Consider the following 18230-nt stretch of genomic DNA (forward strand, 5'->3'; position numbering starts at 1 on the left):
TTATGAGCCAGTTTTCAACTGTTTGGGTATTTAGTGATGCACTTTCCCGTTTACCAGAATTAGTGGGTGGCGCTTCTTCATTAGGGCAATCTATCAATGTATTTACATTGAATGATGAACAAAGCGTTGCTGCTTTTAAATTAGGGGCAACAGAGGTTTTCCAATTAGAAGGTAAACCTGACGATCGCATTATCGAAGACTATGCGCAGAGCATGGTTGAAACCATCAAACAAAAAGGTGATGCAGGTTTAGTGCTATTGCCTAATACACGTCGCGGAAAATTATTAGCTGCACGTTTAGGTCACCGTTTAGACGCGGTCGTTTCTAACGACGCGCAATCTTTAAAGGCAGATGGTGATGCATTAGTGGCAAAACACATGGTTTATGGTGGTCTTGCCTTTGGTGATGAAACGCTGAAAACCCCTTATTGTGTGGTAACTGCAAGCGTGGGTGCTTTTGATGTTGCACCAGAAACTGGCGCTACGGGTAATGCACAAAAAGTAGCATGGATTGCTCCAGCTCAAACCATCGTTCGCAATTCAGTTCAACCACGCGCAATCAACGCGGTTGATTTAGATAAAGCGCGCTTTGTTGTCAGCGTCGGTCGCGGTATTGGTAGCAAAGAGAATATCGCCATTGCAGAAGAGTTAGCGAAAGCCATTGGTGCTGAAATCGCTTGTTCTCGCCCTGTTGCTGAAAATGAGAAGTGGATGGAACACGAGCGTTATGTCGGTATTTCTAACCTAATGCTAAAACCTGAACTCTATTTAGCTGCCGGTATTTCAGGACAAATTCAACATATGGTCGGCGCTAATGGCGCACAAACCATAGTTGCTATTAATAAAGACAAAAATGCACCTATCTTCCAATTCGCTGATTACGGCATTGTCGGTGATTTAATGAAGATTTTACCTGCATTAACTCGTCAATTATCTAACTGATTTATTTAAGCAGGGAAGGAAACTTCTCTGCTGTTTATCGCAAATTCTGGAGATGTTATGTCCGATTCCGAAGATATTTTCGATGCCATTATTGTTGGCGCAGGATTAGCAGGATCTGTGGCTGCACTTGTTTTGGCAAGGGAAGGCGCACAAGTATTGCTAATAGAAAGAGGTAACTACGCTGGCGGGAAAAATGTAACCGGTGGTCGTATGTATGCACATACCCTTGAGCGCATCATTCCTGAGTTTGCGCAAGAAGCGCCTGTTGAACGCGTTATTACTCATGAAAAATTGTCATTTATGACCGAAACCGGCGCAATGACAATTGATTACCAAAATACAGAAGGAAAGAATCCAAAAACTGCCTCTTGGTCTGTATTACGTGGCGAATTTGACCAATGGCTAATGGAGCAAGCCGAAAACGCGGGTGCGCAATGTATTACGGGTATTCGTGTTGATAAGCTCGTTGAGCGTGATGGCAAGATTGTCGGTGTTGAGGCAGACGGTGATGTGTTAGAAGCCAAAACGGTGATCCTCGCCGATGGTGTGAATTCCATCTTGGCTGAACAGTTAGGGATGACAAAACGTGTTGCCGCTGAAAATGTAGCAGTGGGTGTAAAAGAGATCATCGAACTGCCTGAAAGTGTCATTAAAGATCGTTTTAACCTAAAAGATAACGAAGGTGCGGCTTGGTTATTTGCAGGTTCGCCTACCGATGGATTAATGGGTGGTGGATTTTTATATACCAATAAAATCACGCTTTCTTTAGGTCTTGTTTGTGGGCTTCACCATATTAAAGACGCGAAAAAATCAGTACCACAAATGCTGGAAGATTTTAAACAGCATCCCGTTGTTGCTCCGCTAATTGAAGGCGGAAAAATGGTGGAATACGGTGCACACGTTGTTCCTGAAGCTGGGTTGAGAATGCAAAACGAATTAGTACGTGATGGCGTATTGATTGCTGGTGATGCAGCAGGGATGTGTATGAACCTTGGTTTTACTATCCGTGGCATGGATTTAGCGATGGCATCAGGTGAAGCCGCAGCAAAAGCTGTGCTCTCTGCCATGGAGAAAAATGATTTTAGCAAGCAAACGCTAAATGAGTATCTCAAACATTTAGAAGATGGCCCGTTACGCGATATGAAAGCCTATCAGCGTATGCCTGATTTACTTGATAACCCTCGTATGTTCACCGCCTACCCTGAAATGGTAGTTGGTATCGCAAAAGATCTCTTCACCGTAACTGGCGAAGCGCCAGTACCAATGCGTAAAACCATGATGCGCCATACCAAAAAAGTGGGCTGGATGAATCTGATCAAAGATGGGATCAAAGGAGTAAAAGCAATATGAGTTCTCCCGTAAATGTCGATGTCAAATTAGGCATCAATAAATTTAATGTCGATGAGGAAAATCCACATATCGTCGTTAAAGAGCAGCCTGATATGCAGGTATTGGAAACTTTAGTCAAAGCATGTCCAGCAGGTCTTTATAAAAAACAAGAAGATGGCACCATCAGCTTTGACTATGCAGGGTGCTTAGAGTGTGGAACTTGTCGAATTCTTGGTTTAGATAGTGCGCTTGAAAAATGGGAATACCCACGCGGAACATTTGGCGTGGAATATCGTTACGGATGATGTATCGCTACTTTTCTCCCAGTGCTGCTCCGGCCTGGGAGCTTTTCTTTTTTGCTTTATTTAGAAAAATACCAGGACGCAGTCATGCAACCCAGAAACTTTGATGATATTCGCTTTACCTCTGTGCATCGTCGAGTGATGTTATGGGGGAGTGGTGGCCCTTTTCTTGATGGCTATGTATTAGTGATTATCGGCGTGGCGTTAGAGCAACTCACACCGTTATTACAGCTTGATACACAATGGATTGGTCTGCTTGGTGCGGCAACATTAGCAGGGCTTTTTATTGGTACGTCACTCTTTGGTTATATTTGTGACAAAGTCGGTCGTCGTAAAATGTTCCTTGTGGATATTGTGGCTATTGCCATTATTTCTATTGCGACGATGTTTGTTTCCACGCCAGTGGGCTTGTTGGTGATGCGATTTCTTATTGGAATTGTAATTGGTGCCGATTATCCAATTGCAACCTCGATGATCACTGAGTTTTCCAATAAAAAACAACGCGCTTTTGCCGTCGGTTTTATTGCTGCAATGTGGTATATCGGGGCGACTTGCGCCAACTTAGTCGGTTATCTTTTATATGATGTTGTAGATGGCTGGCGTTGGATGTTGGGCAGTGCTTTTATCCCTTGTGTCATTATTTTAATTGGTCGTTTTGATTTACCTGAATCACCGCTTTGGCTAATACGCAAAGGGCGTATTAAAGAGTGTAATGAGATGATGGTAAAACTCTTTGGTGAACCCGTAGTATTTGAAGCGGAAGATGCTAAAACAACGCGTTTTATTGAGCTATTTAATAAACGTCACTTCTCTTTTGTTCTCTTTGTTGCGGTTATTTGGACTTGCCAAGTTATCCCGATGTTTGCCATTTATACCTTTGGACCACAAATTGTCGGTTTATTAGGATGGGATGCGGGAAGAAGTGCGGCATTGGGGAATGTGGTTATTAGCTTGTTCTTTATGTTCGGGTGTATTCCCGCCATGTTCTGGTTAAATCAAACAGGGCGACGTCCACTATTGATTGGTAGTTTTGGCATGATGACATTGGCATTATTAGTGCTAGGCGTCTTCCCTGATTTACCTATCTTATTTGTCATCTTAGCGTTTGCGACTTACGCATTCTTTTCTGGTGGCCCCGGAATTTTACAATGGCTCTATCCTAACGAATTGTTTCCGACAGATATTCGGGCATCAGCAGTGGGCATTATCATGTCAATAAGCCGTATTGGTACGGTTATTTCAACGTGTGCTCTTCCTGCCTTTATCGCCACTTATGGTATTAACACTACGATGCTGGTGGGCGCTGCGATCTCCTTATTCGGAATGATAGTTTCTGTCTTGTTTGCACCAGAAACTAAAGGACTAACACTCAATCAAACCTCAACCATGCCAATGCGTCGAGGAAAATAGTCTCTTGAATCGATGATTAATAAAATAAGTTAAGTGATTTAAATTATTTTTTATTTAGATGTTATAAATTTTAATCGTTATTGTATTTATTTTTATATTATTTTTATATTATTTTTATTTGAATTATTACATTAATATTTATTGATAAGATTTGTTTATATCTTAAGATGAGATGAGTATGTTTATATTAAAAAGAGAGTGGTTTTATTATTTTATTTAAATAAAATGACTCTCCTTTTTCTTTATTAAAAATAACACCTTTATAACGCCTTAGTTTCAAATTTATCTCATTGTTATTAATTACTCTTCAATTACAAATTGTATTTAACTCGCCAAATCTAGACCTCAATCACAAATCTCTCTCAGACTATTCAAATGACGAAAAACAGTTCGTTATTTACCAAGAATGAATAATTTCCCCTACCCAGAATAAGGTCATTACAGACGTAAACACCAGCAAAGAAGCGGTTGAGTAGGTATTTATGACCTTATTAGAAACGACAGTTAAAGAATGTCTAAACAATGTAGTAAAGCAACATGCTTTACAAATAGCCTTGATTGAAAATCAAAGTAAAACAACACTGACTTGGCAACAATTACAACAAGAAGTAGAAAGTGTTGCGCGTGGTTTTTTAGCCATTGGTTTAAAAAAAGGTGATCGTTTAGGTATTTGGTCTGCTAATAGTAAAGAGTGGATAATCTGTTTTCTTGCTGCTGCTCAAATTGGTGTTCCTGTTGTTTGTATTAACTTTCATTTTAAGAAAAGAGAGTTATTAGATTTATGTCGATTAACTGGAATTAAAGCACTGTGTTTTTCAGATGGTTTTAAAAGTAATCATTTTATTGAAGTTATTAATTGCCTTTCTAAAAAAGCATCTGAAAATAAAGATGTATTACCTCAGTTATTTATTAGCATGGGAAATGAACATGCAGAAAAAAGTGTTTCTTTATCTCAATTAAAAGAAGTTAGCCAAAAAATATCAGATAAAGAATATCAACATGCGGTTGCACAAGTCAGTGTAAAAGATTTGCTGACAATTCAAATGACCTCTGGCAGTACTGCAATGCCTAAAGGTGTCATGCTAAGCCAATATAATGTCATTAATAATGCAATGCTGTCAGCACAGCGCTTAGGTGTTACGCATGACGATGTGATTTGTCTTGCAGTTCCTCTGTTCCACTGTTTTGGGCTTTCTTCCTGCCTCTTTTTTGCATTAACAACCGGATGCCAATTAGTTCTTCTAGATAACTACTGTGCTGAAGATGTTTTAAAAGTGGTGCAAGACTATCGTTGTACAGTTATGCATGGCGTACCAACGATTTTTAGCCGCTTAATGAAGCACGAGCAGTTTTCTCACTACGATTTATCTAGCCTTGATAAAGGCATTATCGCAGGGGCGAGTTTTCCTCCTGCGTTAATCGATGACATCGAAAATATCCTCGGCATGAAAGGGATCACCGTCTCTTATGGCCAAACAGAAGCTTCACCTTGTTGCACTCAAACTCTCCCTAATGATGCTTTAGAGATCAAACGCAGCTCTATTGGTAAGCCTTTACCTTTTGTCGAAATGAAAATTATCAATCCGAAAACAGGCAAACCTGTACCAATGGGCACTTTAGGTGAAATTTGTACGCGAGGCTTCCATGTAATGATGGGGTATGACAATGCGCCAGATAAAACCAAAGAAGCGTTAGACGAAGAGGGTTGGTTACATACGGGTGATATCGGCTGTATCGATGAACAAGGAAATTATCACTATGCCTATCGCATGAAAGAGATTGTGGTGCGCGGTGGTGAAAATATCAGTCTTTGTGAAATAGAAGAAGCGATTGCTGAATATCCCGGTGTTGATGCGACAAAAGCATTTGGGGTTCCATCTGCTGACTTAGGCGAAGAAGTGATTGCCACTATTTGTGTGCAAAAAGATCACCGCATTGGCGAAAGTGAATTACGTGAATTTCTACAAGAGCGACTGGCTCGCTACAAAATCCCCAAAGAACTCCATTTCTTTACAGAATTTCCTCATACCCCTTGCGGAAAAATTGATGTGCAAGCTCTGAAATTGCAACTGGGTTATAGCGTTTCAATCAAGGATGAAAAAACCAAAGTAGCGGGTTAAGTGACAACGGATTTATCCACATTCTGACAACAGCAGTATGAAGTCTAAAAATAATTAGGAGAAGAAATGACAAGTCATAAAGCACTGGAAGGCGTCACCGTAGTTGAGTTGGCGACCTTTATCGCAGTACCTGCAGCGGGTCGTATTTTAGCTGATATGGGTGCGAACGTAATCAAAATCGAATCTCCAAGTGGCGATAACTTACGCTATACCGCACCAACAGAAGGTCGCCCGTTAGATCAACATGAAAACACCAGTTTTGATTTAGAAAACGCCAATAAACGTGGAATTGTGTTAAATACGAAAACAGAAGCCGGGAAAAAAATCCTGTTTGAACTGTTAGAAAAAGCAGACATTTTCTTAACTAACTGGCGTCCCGGTGCAAGAGAGCGCGCAGGTTTAGATTATGAAACCTTAAAACAACGTTTTCCAAAATTAGTTTACGCCAGCGTGACCGGTTATGGTGATGAAGGTCCAGATAAAGATCTGCCCGGATTTGACTACACAGCCTTCTTTGCGCGTGGCGGTATTTTAGGATCACTGTACCAAAAAGGCACAGTACCTATGAACGTGATCCCAGGTCTTGGCGATCACCAGTGTGCATTAGGCTTGGTTTCAGGTGTGTTAGCCGCTTATATTCGCGCTAAAAATATCGGTCAAGGCGAGTATGTTTCAACCAACTTGTTACATACCTCTATTTATACCCAAGCTATCATGATCCAAGCGGCGCAATACCCAGATTATGGTCAGCCTTATCCAATCGACCGTCGCAATACCACCAGTCCATTTATTCTGGCTTATAAAACGAAAGATGATCGTTTTATTCAAGTCTGCATGCCTGTTTACGACGCTTATTATCCAACCTTTATTTCTTGTATTGGTCGTCCAGATTTAGCGGAAGACGCTCGTTATACACGTCTACAAGAAGTAGCGAAAAATAATCGCTCTCCTGAATTATATGACCTGATTTGGCAACAAGTTGAGCAAAAAACAGCGTCAGAGTGGGCAGATATTTTCACCAAAAACGATATCCCATTCAGCATTGCACAAACTTGGGAAGAAGTGTTGGAAGACAAACAGGCTTGGGCAATCAACACCTTCTACAACATGAAATACAAAAATGGCAGTGAAAAAGCCTTAGTTCGTCCACCAATTGATTTCTTAGAGAGTGGTTTACCTGAATACCGCCGTGGTCCTTTGTTAGGTGAAGACACACCGTCTGTATTAGCTGAATTAGGGTATAGCGCTGAAGAGATAGCAAACCTTGAAGCCAATAAAGACGTGATGACGTGGAAAGAATAATCCACTTACTTTTTTAATTTTCAGGAGAGCAAAGGCATGCAACAAGACATTTTCACAATGGGCGTTGATATCGGATCGTCTGCATCAAAATGCATCATCATGAAAAATGGTGACGCTATTGTCGCGAAGTCATTGGCATCTGTCGGTGCTGGGACATCTGGCCCTGAAAAAGCGATCAATGAAGTCTTGCGCCAATTTGGTGGCGATCTTAGTCAGATCAGCTGGATCTGCGCAACAGGATATGGCCGTAATTCGCTGAAAGAAGCCAACAAAGAAGTGAGCGAACTTAGCTGTCATGCGAAAGGCGCACACTTTCTTTTTCCGGGCGTGAAAACAGTGATTGATATCGGTGGTCAAGACGTTAAAGCACTTCATATGGATGGTGCAGGACGTTTATTAAACTTTGTGATGAATGACAAGTGCGCTGCTGGTACAGGACGCTTTCTCGATGTGATGTCGCGAGTATTAGAAACCAAAATTTCTGATCTCGCTCAAGAGGGCGCTAAGTCCACTAAAAAAGTCACGATTAGCTCAACCTGTACCGTGTTCTCTGAATCGGAAGTTATCTCCCATCTCGCAAATAACGAAACAATACCCGACGTGATTAATGGTATTCACCGCTCTGTGGCTAGCCGTATTGCGGGTCTTGCAAAACGGGTTGGTGTTGAAGCTCCTGTTGTTATGACAGGCGGTGTTGCCAGCAATTTTGAAGTTGTTCGTTATGTTAGCGAAGAGTTGAACGCCTCTATCGCCACCTCTCCATTATCACAATACAACGGGGCGATAGGTGCCGCCATTTATGCCTTTGAAGCGTACCGCCATCAACTGGAAGACGATGCGTTAACAATAGGAACATCAAAATGAGCAATGTAGATATGAATGCGCCGGATTATATTCCTGCGAAAAAACGACTGCAAAAAATCGCTGCTGATGCTTATCAGCGTGCGTGGGATGCGAAAAATAGCGGTGAAAAAATAGGGTGGTGTGCCTCTAACTTCCCTCAAGAAATCGCTGAAACATTAGGTTTATGTGTGGTTTATCCTGAAAACCAAGCTGCTGCAATTGCAGCGAAAGGTGCGGGTTTAAAAATGTGTGAACACGCAGAAAGCATGGGATATTCCAATGACATCTGTGCTTATGCTCGCATCAGCCTCTCTTACATGGATATTAAACAGTGTGAAGAGATGGATATGCCACAGCCTGACTTCTTACTGTGCTGTAATAACATCTGTAACTGCATGATCAAATGGTATGAAAATATCGCTTATGAGCTGAATATCCCGATGATCCTTATCGATATTCCTTATAAAAATGACTATGACACTGATGATGTCACGGTGAAATACGTTCAAGCTCAATTTGATGATGCGATTAAACAACTCGAAAAAGTCACAGGCAAAGTCTTCTCCGAAGAGAAATTCAAAGAAGTTTGTGAGATCTCACAACGTACAGGGCGCGCATGGTTAAAAGCAGCAGAATATTGCCAATATGAACCGTCTCCAATGAATGGTTTTGATCTCTTTAATCACATGGCTGTTGCGGTTTGTGCTCGCGGTAAATTAGAAGCTGCACTGGCTTTTGAGCAACTGTGTGAAGAGATGGAACAAAACATCAAAGAGAAAAAATCGACTTATCGCGGTGAAGAAAAATACCGTGTTCTCTTTGAAGGTATTGCCTGCTGGCCTTATTTGCGTGCCACATCGACCCCGTTAAAAGAGCAGGGTATCAACGTTACCGCTACTGTTTATGCCACTGCGTTTGGTGTGATTTATCAAAACAGTGACGAGATGATGCGCGCTTACTCTTACGTTCCTAACTGTGTCTCTGTTGAGCGTGCGGCAGATATGCGTATTGACGTTAGTCGTCAGAATAAAGTGGACGGCGCGATTATTCACGTTAACCGCAGTTGCAAGCTCTGGAGTGGCATCATGCCTGAAATTGAGCGCCGTATTCGTCATGAACTTAAGATCCCAACAGTAACTTTTGATGGCGACCAAGCTGATCCTCGCGTTTTCTCTGAAGCGCAATATGTCACCCGTGTTGAAGCATTGACTGAAATTATGGCTGCTAACAAAGCAGAAATGAAAAAGGGAGACATCTAATGAAAACATTAACGGAGTTGTTTGATGAGTTACAAGCCGTGGTGGATAACCCTGTTGCTCAATTAGAGGGTTTTATTCGCAGTGGCAAAAAGGTTATTGGTTGTTTTCCTGAATATACCCCGAATGAAATTGTCTATGCGGCAGGTATGGTGCCTTTTGGTATTTGGGGTGCTGAAGGACGTGAGATCTCAGAAGCGAAGAAATATTTTCCTCCTTTCTATTGTGCGCTAGTGCTTTCTTCTCTTGATATGGGATTGGATGGGGCATTAAATAAATTGTCTGCTGCCTTAATTCCTTCTTTGTGTGACACTTTAAAATGCTTAGGGCAAAACTGGAAAGCCGGTGTACCGCAAGTTCCTTTTATTCAATTAGTCCATCCACAGAACCGCAAAACACCAGCAGGTATTGCATTTTTAACTGAACAATACAAAAAAATTGCACTGCAATTAGGGGAAATTTCCGGTCAAGCAGTAACAGATGAAGCACTGAAAAATGCTATTCATCTGTTTAATCAGCGCCGTCGCGCATTACGCGAGTTTTCAGATATTGCGGCACTTCATCCAAATTTAGTCACTCCACAACGCCGTAATACCGTGATCAAAAGTGGTTATTTTATGGATGTGGTTGAACATACCAAAGCCGTTGAAGCCATTGTTGCACAATGCAAAACCTTGTCTCCAGAACCTTGGAAAGGGCACAAGATTGTTGTAACAGGCATTATTGCGGATAGCCCTTCAATTCTACAAATCTTGGCTGATAACAAGATGGCGATTGTGGCAGATGAAGTCGCACATGAATCTCGTCAGTTCCGCCAAGATATTCCTGAAAATAAAGCACCTTATGAAGCGATGGCAGAGCAAATTGCTCAGCTTGAAGGGTGTTCACTTTTGTATGATCCAGAGAAAAAACGCGGTCGTTTAATTGCCGATATGGTGAAAAACACAGGCGCTGATGGTGTCGTCTATTTACTGACGAAGTTCTGTGATCCGGAAGAATTTGATGCCCCTATTGTGAAGAAATTCCTCGATAGAGAAGGCATTCCTTCCATCATTATCGAAATCGATCAGCAAACTAAAACATATGAACAGGCGAGAACGGCACTGCAAACTTTTGCAGATGTGCTCTCTGCTTAACAACGTTAATCAATAGTCACAAAAGACCTGTGTGGATAGCACAGGTCAATTGAACCCTAACACATATAAGTGGGGCAATCATGGGTATTATTTGTTTAATCATCGGGCTAGCGATATTAATGATTATGTGTATGAAAGGCATACATATCTTCATTTCTGTCTTTACCACCAGCCTGTTTCTTGCTGTGACTGCATGGCTTGTATCACCAGATATGCTTAATCCTGTCGATGCACTATTACAAGTGTATACCGGCGGATTAGGTGGTTATTTTGGCAGCTTCTTCTTCATTTTCGTACTCGGTGCGATTTTTGGCAAATTAACCGCTATCAGTGGCGCTGCTGATAGTGTTGCCTCTTTTATTATTGGCAAATTTGGCGAAAGGGCCGTTATTCCTTCATTAGTTGCGGCTTGTGCCATTTTAGCCTACGGCGGTGTTTCAGTGTTTGTTGCACTGTTTACCGTTTATTCCATGATGGTGAGTTTATTCCGCAAAGCGAATCTTCCTCGCAGACTTATTCCAGCTGTCTATTTTGCAGGTGCGGGTACGTTTGTGATGATAATGCCGGGCTCGCCTCAGATCCAAAACCTTATCCCAATGAAATTCTTAGGTACTTCGGCTACGGCTGGTTTAGTACCAGGTATGTTGACTGCACTGTTCCAAGTTACCTTGGTCATTATTTACCTCACTTGGTTATTTAAGCGTGTAAAAGCAAAAGGCGAAGGCTGGGTTGAAGACGAAAAAACAGCAAAAGCAGAAGAAGGTAAGAAAGATCGTCAATTACCTAATGTGCTAGTCGCATTACTCCCTATGCTTATTCTGCTTGTCGTGCTGAATATCCTGAAATGGGACCCTGCTATTGCACTGTTCTGCGCGATTATTGCCGCCTTGATTGTGTATTTACGCTACCTCGATTGGAAAAAACTCGTCCCTAATTTAGCTGCGGGAACGATGGAAGGGGTGACCTCCCTCTTTAACACAGCGGTTATTGTTGGGTTTGGTGCGTTAGTCATGACCTTACCTGCGTTCAAAGAATCATTCCAAGCAATTGCTCAATCGGGTCTTAATCCACTTGTTGTGACTGCAATTTCAGTCGGTGCCTTGGTGTTTATCAGTGGTTCAGGCTCTGGTGCGTTAAGTATTGCTATGCCAATGATTGCTGCAATGTTCCCTGCAACGGTGGTTGATCAAGGCTCCTTACACCGTGTAGCCACAATGGCATCTATGAGTACAACACCTCCATTTAACGGATTGATTATTACCGTCTTTAGCGTCTGTGGTGTCAGCCATAAAGAGGGATACGGTCCTGTGGGTACATTAACCCTCGCTATCCCACTGTTAGCCATGATGTTTATGTTGCTGCTGTACACCTTTTTACCTGCATCTATAGCGACGATGTAGAAATAACGTTAACCCATTAATGCGTGCGATAAGACGACAAACGTGAAATCGCACGCCATAGAGATAACCATAAATATTCTCAGAGGAAAATAAACATGGATTTTCAGCTAACAGAAGAACAAGTCCTGATCCGCGATATGGTCAGAGAGTTTGTTGAAAACGATATTAAACCAATTGCGGGTGCAATTGATAAAGAGCACCGTTTTCCAAGTGAAAGCGTCGCCCCTATGGCTGAATTAGGACTCTTTGGTTTCAATATTGATGAGGCTTATGGTGGTACAGAAGCGGATGCAATTAGCTATGTATTAGCAACAGAAGAGATGGCAAAAGTCAGTGCCTCTCACGCGATGATCATGGGTTCACAATGCTCTTTAACTGGTCCAATTATTCAAAAATATGCTGATGAAGAAACTAAAGCACGCATTTTACCGGGTGTGGTTTCGGGCGAAAAATTAGGGTGCTTCTGTTTGTCAGAACCTAGCGCGGGTTGTGATGCTGCGGCTCAAGAAACAACCGCCGTTCGCCAAGGCGATAACTATGTGATTAATGGCTCTAAATTGTGGATCACCGCAGCACCTCAAGGTGCGTTCTTTATCGTATTTGCCATGACTGATAAAAGCAAAGGTGTTAAAGGGATCACTGCATTCTTAGTTGAGCGAGATAACCCGGGTATCAGCATTGGTTTACCTGAAGACAAAATGGGCATGAACGGCTCTGAAACTTGCTCTGTGAGTTTTAGTGATTGCGTTGTTTCAGCCAGCGCCATGTTAGGCGAAGAAGGTAAAGGCTTTAATATCGCGATGGAAACCTTAGACGGTGGACGTTTAAGTTGTTCTGCGCTTGCATTAGGGATTGCGCAAAGTGCATTAGATGCCACGATTGCTTACACCAAAGAGCGTATTCAATTTGGTAAGCCAATTGCGGCTAATCAAGGTATTCAATGGGTATTAGTGGATATGGCAACTCGTGTTGATTGCGCACGTATGCTGGTTTATCGCGCTGCCGCTGCCAAAATGGCGGGCCTTCCTTATACCCGTGAATCTGCTCAAGCCAAACTTTATGCAGCAGAGGCTGCCACTTATGTGACTCAAAAAGCCGTCCAATTACATGGCGGTATGGGTTACACCAAATCCTATCCTGTTGAACGTCTGATGCGTGAAGCAAAACTCACCGAAATTTTTGAAGGCACAAGTGAAGTGCAACGCATGGTTATCGCTAAGCATATTTTAGCGTAATGGGATTTGAGCTTATTAATTTGTTGCATTGTGCAAAACGGAGAATGTGAATTATGAAACTTATTGCCTGCTGTAAGGTTGTTCATGACGAACAAGACATCACAACACGGCCTGATCGTACACTCGCAACCGATAATGCGGGTTTAAAAATTAGTTTGTATGACTTGAATGCCATTGAAACCGCAGTAGAAATTGCCTCTACCCTTGGTGATAGCACCGTAACGGCATTAAGTGTGGGTACAAGTGCAATGGTTGAAAACGCGAAAATCAAAAAAGACATTTTATCGCGTGGTCCTGATGCATTAACGCTAGTTGCTGATGATGCGTGTAGCGCTCTTTATTCAACAGATACTGCCAATATTATTGCGCAAGCTGCAAAAAAAGTCGGTTTTGACTTATTAGTTTTTGGTGAGGGTTCTGGTGATTTATACGCTCAACAAACGGGTTTGGCGGTAGGTGAATATTTAGGTTTACCTTGTGTCAACGCAGTAAACAAAATTACCGTTGAAGGCGACAAAATCATTGTTGAACGTGATTTAGAAAATATCACTGAAGAACTTGAACTGACATTACCGGCGATTGTGTGTGTTACTTCGAGCATTAACACACCCAAACTCCCTTCAATGAAAGCCATTTTAGCAGCGAATAAAAAACCTATTGAAAAGCTGGGGTTAGGAGATATCGGTGTTGATATTTCTGCTCTGACTGTTGTGCAAACACAAGTTTGTGCGCCAGAGCAATCTGATCGTCTTGGTATTATTTTAGAAGGTGATTCAGATGAAAATATTGCCACTTTTGCTGAACATTTACGCCAAGCGGTTAATCAATAAGGAGATTAAAAATGGCTAGTTTACTACCTACTACCTTTGTTTATGCCGAAAAAGCGGATGATTTAGCAAAGCTGATTGCGTTTGCCCGTGGTCTTGGTGAAAAGGTTAATGTGCTGTTTATTGGTGATGATGAAAGCACGCGTGAATGTGTCAACTTAGGCGCTGACTGTGTTTATTGCTTCGCACCACAAGAAGGTGTGATTGCTGACGATTATGCCGCCTCTTTTGCCGCCATTATTAAAGAGGCGGGTGAGAATGCACTGGTTCTTCTTGCTTCATCAAAACGTGCAAAAGCCATTGCAGCTCGCCTTGGTGTTGCGTTAAAAGCTGGTGTTGTCAGTGATGCATTAAGTCTTGCTATTGAAAACAATACTGTGATTGCGACACACCAAGTTTATGGTGGTCTGGCACATGCTAAAGCAGAAATTCGCTCACCTTATGCGATTGCCACTGTGGGCAGTGCGCTTGATGTGGAAGCTATCAAAGACGCACCCAATGCATCTGTGGTGCAAAGTGCCTTTATCGCCCCCGCACATACATTAAAAGTGTTAGCACGTAAGCCAAAACAAGGGAGTACTGTTGATTTAGGTAAAGCGCATTGTGTTGTTGGTGTTGGACGCGGTTTTGCTAAGGCAGATGATATTGCATTAGCGTCAGCATTAGCGAAAGCTCTTCAAGGTGAAGTAGGTTGTTCTCGTCCAATCGCTGAAGGTGAAGGCTGGATGGAACATGATCGCTATATTGGTGTTTCAGGCGTGACCTTAGGCGCGGATGTTTATGTTGCTGTCGGTATATCTGGGCAAATCCAACATATGGTCGGTGTGGATAGAGCAAAAATCATTGTTGGTATCAACAAAGATAAAAATGCTCCAATTTTCAATATGGTGGATTACGGTATTGTTGGCGACCTCTACAAAGTGTTACCTGCATTAACCGCGAAGCTTGGCGGCTAATCACCGTAGGTCGCTTAGTGATAATTTGCTAAGCGACCACACATAATAAAAGGATAGGAAAGTATGTCAGACGATATTTTTGACGCCATTATTGTGGGTGGTGGACTTGCTGGTGGTACTGCTGCCTATGTATTAGCACAAGCAGGGTGTGATGTTTTAGTGGTAGAGCGAGGTAATTTCGCTGGCAGTAAAAATATGACAGGTGGGCGTTTGTACGCACATAGTCTTGAAAAAATCATTCCCAATTTTGCTCAAGAAGCCCCTGTTGAACGACTAGTGACGCGCGAAAAAATTTCCATGCTAACGGAAACCGATGGGGTCACTTTAGATTATCAACATACTCAGCAAGAAGAGGAAGCGGCACGCTCTTATACCGTATTGCGTTCTTCATTTGATCAATGGTTAATGGAAAAAGCAGAAGACGCTGGCGCACAAGTGATCACGGGTGTTCGTGTCGATGAAGTGTTGGTAAAAGATGGAAAGGTGTGTGGTGTAAAAGCGGGTGATGATGAAATTGAAGCTCACGTCGTTATTCTTGCTGATGGTGTTAACTCATTATTAGCAAAACAGCTAGGTATGACACAAAAAGTTAATCCTCACACTGTGGCGGTAGGGGTTAAAGAGTTATTGGAATTCACGCCACAACAAATGGAAGACCGATTTGGTTGTACCAATGACGAAGGTTTAGCTTGGCTTTTTGCTGGCGCGCCATCAGGTGGATATTTAGGCGGCGGATTCTTATATACCAATAAAAACACCGTTTCTTTAGGCCTTGTTTTAGGGCTACATAATGTCGACAAATTCGAAAAAACGGTTCCTCAATTATTAGAAGATTTTAAACAACATCCTGTTGTTGCACCACTTATCAAAGATGGCAAATTATTAGAATATTCAGCGCATATGGTGCCAGAAGGTGGCATGAATATGGTATCTGAATTAGTCAAAGATGGCGTATTAGTGGCGGGAGATGCTGCTGGATTTTGCCTTAACGTTGGCTATACCGTAAGAGGGATGGATCTAGCAATTGCCTCTGGTGAAGCAGCTGCAAAAGCAGTATTAATGGCGAAAGAGCAAAACAGTTATAGCCAAAAAGAATTAAGTTGCTACCAATCTTTATTAAATGACAGTTTCGTCATGAAAGATATGAAGTTATACAAAGACTTACCTTCTTTCCTCGATAATACAAGATTCTTTACGGATTACCCGCAAATGGCTGCCAATGTCATGCATGATTTATTCGTGATTAATGGCCCAGAAAAACCTGTACGTAAGAAAATACTGTCTCAAGTTAAGAAAGTCGGTGTGATGAACTTAATTAAAGATGGATTTAAGGGGGTACGTTCTTTATGAGTCAAGTAAACGTAGACGTTAAATTAGGCGTCAATAAATTTAATGTGGATGAAGAAAATCCACATATCGTTTTAAAGGATGATATCGATCCTGCACAATTTGAAATCTTAATGAAAGCTTGCCCCGCAGGGTTATATAAAAAAGATGAAAAAGGACAATATCTTTTTGATTATGCAGGGTGTTTAGAGTGTGGTACTTGCCGTGTTTTATGTGGCGATACGATTTTAAAAAAATGGGAGTATCCGTGTGGCACATTAGGCATTGAGTTTCGTTACGGCTAATGAAATAAATTTTATCTCCCCTCTAGAATAACCTCCAAAATGTAAACTAGGGGGGAGATAATTAATCTATTTATCTTAATGAGTGTATTTTTCGATACTCGGAAGGTGTCATAAAAAATTCAGATTTAAATTTTCTACTTAAATTAGAAATATCGCTAAATCCACATTCATAAGCTAACTGTGTAATATTTTTCTCTGCCAAGAGAGGATTTACTAAAGCTGCTTTATAATTCTCAAGACGTTTTTGGTAGATCCAACGAAGTACAGACGTATTTTGTTCTTTAAATAACATCTGTAAATAGCGTACGGAGATCCCACAAGCATTTGCGCATTCATTAACACTCAAATCTGGATCAGAAAGATGTTGCTCAAGATAGTGCTGAGCAAAATAAAATAGCGTTGATCTTCCTAAGCTTTGCGGTGGTGTCGCTATACTGTATTCACTGAAAGCAGACGTAATTAAATTCAATAAAATATCGGCAAGTTGTTGTGCATGCTGTGGCGGCATTGAATCTAAGAACGGAATGTAGCGCATCACAAAGCTATAAACGAGAGAGCCGGTAATACTATTACCACGTATCGCTCTTGCAGTGAGATTTTGGGTATTACCTAAACGGGATGCCAGTTTTTCCCTTGGGATCAAAATTTTAAATAATGAGTAATCGTTATCAAAAGACCATGATACGGGTCTTGCCATATCAAAAATACAAAAGTCACCTTGCCGTAGAAATGCGGTTCTTCCATCTTGAGTAAGATGGCTGGTTCCTGAACGCTGGATCTCAATTTGAAAATGCTCTTCTAAGCTAAGTTTATGAGTTAAAGGACGGCTACTCGCCCAGTGCCCATTAGACTCTAGCTGAATAAAGCGCATATTGGTCACCTGTTGCTCGACAATATTGGCATAAAATCGAGAATGAGGAGGCAATTCGACTTCATTGCATTCATAAGACGATAAAAAGCGGTCTTTTATTGTATCCCTGAATACGGAAAACCGATCTACGTCAGGGAGTTCCCGAGTCGTAAACATGCTTTTCATAGTACGCCCACTTTTATTGAAAGTATTTTGTTGTGTTGCTACTTGTCGGGTATAAAAATGCCTTAAACCAGACAAAAATAGAATAATTTTTCGATAACTTTAATCTAAAAATTAGAATAGTACGTTTAAATAATTATTAATGAAGATATCTATTATCTTCCTTGTTAATAAATTGAAGACAATATATTTAAAAGTTTTTAATTTATTTAAACTAAAGTCATGTAAATTATAGAGTTAATTTATAGCATTTTTGATGCTATCATTTCTATGATATTAATCCTAAGTTAATTTCCTATCTTTAGAGAGAGATCTCATAAATAGATTAAGAGTGATTCTTATTAATATCTCGTTTATTTCATTCTTTTCAGGGTGTGAGTTAATATGGATTTTATGTACTGAATATAATGGGTTGTTAAATAATCTTGTTATTTATTGTTAATCATAGGATTATTAATTATATAAATTGAAATTAAATTTTTATAAATTTAATTATTAATAGTGTTCAT

General features: G+C 41.2%; 16 protein-coding genes. 15 read left to right on the forward strand and 1 reads right to left on the reverse strand.

Annotation, left to right across the window (positions count from 1 at the left end):
* The first annotated feature begins 2 nt into the window (after positions 1–2).
* The 15 genes from AB4J89_RS09105 (at position 3) to AB4J89_RS09175 (ending at position 16688) form a co-directional block, all read left to right on the forward strand.
* Positions 3–941 (forward strand): FAD-binding protein, encoded by a 939-nt coding sequence (locus AB4J89_RS09105; protein ID WP_088494515.1) that lies wholly within the window; start codon positions 3–5, stop codon positions 939–941.
* A gap of 57 nt (positions 942–998) precedes the next feature.
* Positions 999–2291: an FAD-dependent oxidoreductase FixC gene (fixC, locus tag AB4J89_RS09110; RefSeq protein ID WP_368468992.1), complete on the forward strand. Its 1293-nt coding sequence runs from the start codon at positions 999–1001 to the stop codon at positions 2289–2291.
* The gene (gene fixX, locus AB4J89_RS09115; protein WP_023582978.1) at positions 2288–2575 is read left to right on the forward strand and encodes a ferredoxin-like protein FixX; all 288 of its coding nucleotides are present in this window, start codon (positions 2288–2290) and stop codon (positions 2573–2575) included. The genes fixC and fixX overlap by 4 nt, the downstream gene beginning before the upstream one ends.
* An 84-nt stretch (positions 2576–2659) precedes the next feature.
* Positions 2660–3982, forward strand: coding sequence for an MFS transporter (locus AB4J89_RS09120; RefSeq protein ID WP_368468994.1), 1323 nt, complete (start codon positions 2660–2662; stop codon positions 3980–3982).
* A 482-nt stretch (positions 3983–4464) separates the two neighbouring features.
* Positions 4465–6102, forward strand: a complete 1638-nt coding sequence (locus tag AB4J89_RS09125) for an AMP-binding protein (protein WP_311755262.1) — start codon at positions 4465–4467, stop codon at positions 6100–6102.
* Positions 6103–6168: 66 nt separating this feature from the next.
* Entirely contained in the window at positions 6169–7404 is a 1236-nt protein-coding gene (locus tag AB4J89_RS09130; RefSeq protein ID WP_088494519.1) for a CaiB/BaiF CoA-transferase family protein, read from the forward strand.
* Between the two features lie 36 nt (positions 7405–7440).
* On the forward strand, positions 7441–8268 hold the full coding sequence (locus tag AB4J89_RS09135; RefSeq protein ID WP_023582974.1) for an acyl-CoA dehydratase activase: 828 nt from the start codon (positions 7441–7443) through the stop codon (positions 8266–8268).
* Positions 8265–9506 carry a 2-hydroxyacyl-CoA dehydratase subunit D gene (locus tag AB4J89_RS09140; protein WP_036934372.1) on the forward strand — a complete coding sequence of 414 codons (1242 nt, stop codon included), beginning with the start codon at positions 8265–8267 and terminating at the stop codon, positions 9504–9506. Before AB4J89_RS09135 ends, AB4J89_RS09140 begins: the two co-directional genes overlap by 4 nt.
* Positions 9506–10639: a 2-hydroxyacyl-CoA dehydratase subunit D gene (locus AB4J89_RS09145; RefSeq protein WP_368468997.1), complete on the forward strand. Its 1134-nt coding sequence runs from the start codon at positions 9506–9508 to the stop codon at positions 10637–10639. Before AB4J89_RS09140 ends, AB4J89_RS09145 begins: the two co-directional genes overlap by 1 nt.
* An 80-nt stretch (positions 10640–10719) precedes the next feature.
* Positions 10720–12039, forward strand: coding sequence for a GntP family permease (locus AB4J89_RS09150; protein WP_072069069.1), 1320 nt, complete (start codon positions 10720–10722; stop codon positions 12037–12039).
* A gap of 95 nt (positions 12040–12134) precedes the next feature.
* Positions 12135–13274 carry an acyl-CoA dehydrogenase family protein gene (locus AB4J89_RS09155; RefSeq protein WP_088494521.1) on the forward strand — a complete coding sequence of 380 codons (1140 nt, stop codon included), beginning with the start codon at positions 12135–12137 and terminating at the stop codon, positions 13272–13274.
* A 53-nt stretch (positions 13275–13327) separates the two neighbouring features.
* Positions 13328–14104: a putative electron transfer flavoprotein FixA gene (fixA, locus tag AB4J89_RS09160; protein WP_368469000.1), complete on the forward strand. Its 777-nt coding sequence runs from the start codon at positions 13328–13330 to the stop codon at positions 14102–14104.
* Positions 14105–14115: 11 nt separating this feature from the next.
* Positions 14116–15057, forward strand: a complete 942-nt coding sequence (locus AB4J89_RS09165; protein ID WP_311755263.1) for an FAD-binding protein — start codon at positions 14116–14118, stop codon at positions 15055–15057.
* A 63-nt stretch (positions 15058–15120) separates the two neighbouring features.
* Complete coding sequence (locus AB4J89_RS09170) at positions 15121–16407, forward strand: FAD-dependent oxidoreductase (protein WP_088494524.1); 1287 nt, start codon at positions 15121–15123, stop codon at positions 16405–16407.
* Entirely contained in the window at positions 16404–16688 is a 285-nt protein-coding gene (locus tag AB4J89_RS09175) for a ferredoxin family protein (protein ID WP_075673872.1), read from the forward strand. Before AB4J89_RS09170 ends, AB4J89_RS09175 begins: the two co-directional genes overlap by 4 nt.
* A gap of 70 nt (positions 16689–16758) precedes the next feature.
* Here the strand turns inward: AB4J89_RS09175 and AB4J89_RS09180 are convergent, their stop codons facing one another.
* Entirely contained in the window at positions 16759–17724 is a 966-nt protein-coding gene (locus tag AB4J89_RS09180; RefSeq protein ID WP_088494525.1) for a helix-turn-helix domain-containing protein, read from the reverse strand.
* Between the last annotated feature and the right edge of the window lie 506 nt (positions 17725–18230).

Source organism: Proteus sp. STS61-E, from assembly GCF_040932335.1.
Lineage (GTDB): Bacteria > Pseudomonadota > Gammaproteobacteria > Enterobacterales > Enterobacteriaceae > Proteus > Proteus mirabilis_B.

Bases quoted from the DNA above. Each gene is read 5' to 3' on its own strand.
- AB4J89_RS09120 (WP_368468994.1), top strand. From the start codon at position 2,660: ATGCAACCCAGAAACTTTGATGATATTCGCTTTACCTCTGTGCATCGT.
- AB4J89_RS09105 (WP_088494515.1), top strand. From the start codon at position 3: ATGAGCCAGTTTTCAACTGTTTGGGTATTTAGTGATGCACTTTCCCGT.
- AB4J89_RS09180 (WP_088494525.1), bottom strand. From the start codon at position 17,724: ATGAAAAGCATGTTTACGACTCGGGAACTCCCTGACGTAGATCGGTTT.
- AB4J89_RS09145 (WP_368468997.1), top strand. From the start codon at position 9,506: ATGAAAACATTAACGGAGTTGTTTGATGAGTTACAAGCCGTGGTGGAT.
- AB4J89_RS09175 (WP_075673872.1), top strand. From the start codon at position 16,404: ATGAGTCAAGTAAACGTAGACGTTAAATTAGGCGTCAATAAATTTAAT.
- AB4J89_RS09125 (WP_311755262.1), top strand. From the start codon at position 4,465: ATGACCTTATTAGAAACGACAGTTAAAGAATGTCTAAACAATGTAGTA.
- AB4J89_RS09130 (WP_088494519.1), top strand. From the start codon at position 6,169: ATGACAAGTCATAAAGCACTGGAAGGCGTCACCGTAGTTGAGTTGGCG.
- AB4J89_RS09155 (WP_088494521.1), top strand. From the start codon at position 12,135: ATGGATTTTCAGCTAACAGAAGAACAAGTCCTGATCCGCGATATGGTC.
- AB4J89_RS09135 (WP_023582974.1), top strand. From the start codon at position 7,441: ATGCAACAAGACATTTTCACAATGGGCGTTGATATCGGATCGTCTGCA.
- AB4J89_RS09165 (WP_311755263.1), top strand. From the start codon at position 14,116: ATGGCTAGTTTACTACCTACTACCTTTGTTTATGCCGAAAAAGCGGAT.
- fixX (WP_023582978.1), top strand. From the start codon at position 2,288: ATGAGTTCTCCCGTAAATGTCGATGTCAAATTAGGCATCAATAAATTT.
- AB4J89_RS09150 (WP_072069069.1), top strand. From the start codon at position 10,720: ATGGGTATTATTTGTTTAATCATCGGGCTAGCGATATTAATGATTATG.
- AB4J89_RS09140 (WP_036934372.1), top strand. From the start codon at position 8,265: ATGAGCAATGTAGATATGAATGCGCCGGATTATATTCCTGCGAAAAAA.
- fixC (WP_368468992.1), top strand. From the start codon at position 999: ATGTCCGATTCCGAAGATATTTTCGATGCCATTATTGTTGGCGCAGGA.
- fixA (WP_368469000.1), top strand. From the start codon at position 13,328: ATGAAACTTATTGCCTGCTGTAAGGTTGTTCATGACGAACAAGACATC.
- AB4J89_RS09170 (WP_088494524.1), top strand. From the start codon at position 15,121: ATGTCAGACGATATTTTTGACGCCATTATTGTGGGTGGTGGACTTGCT.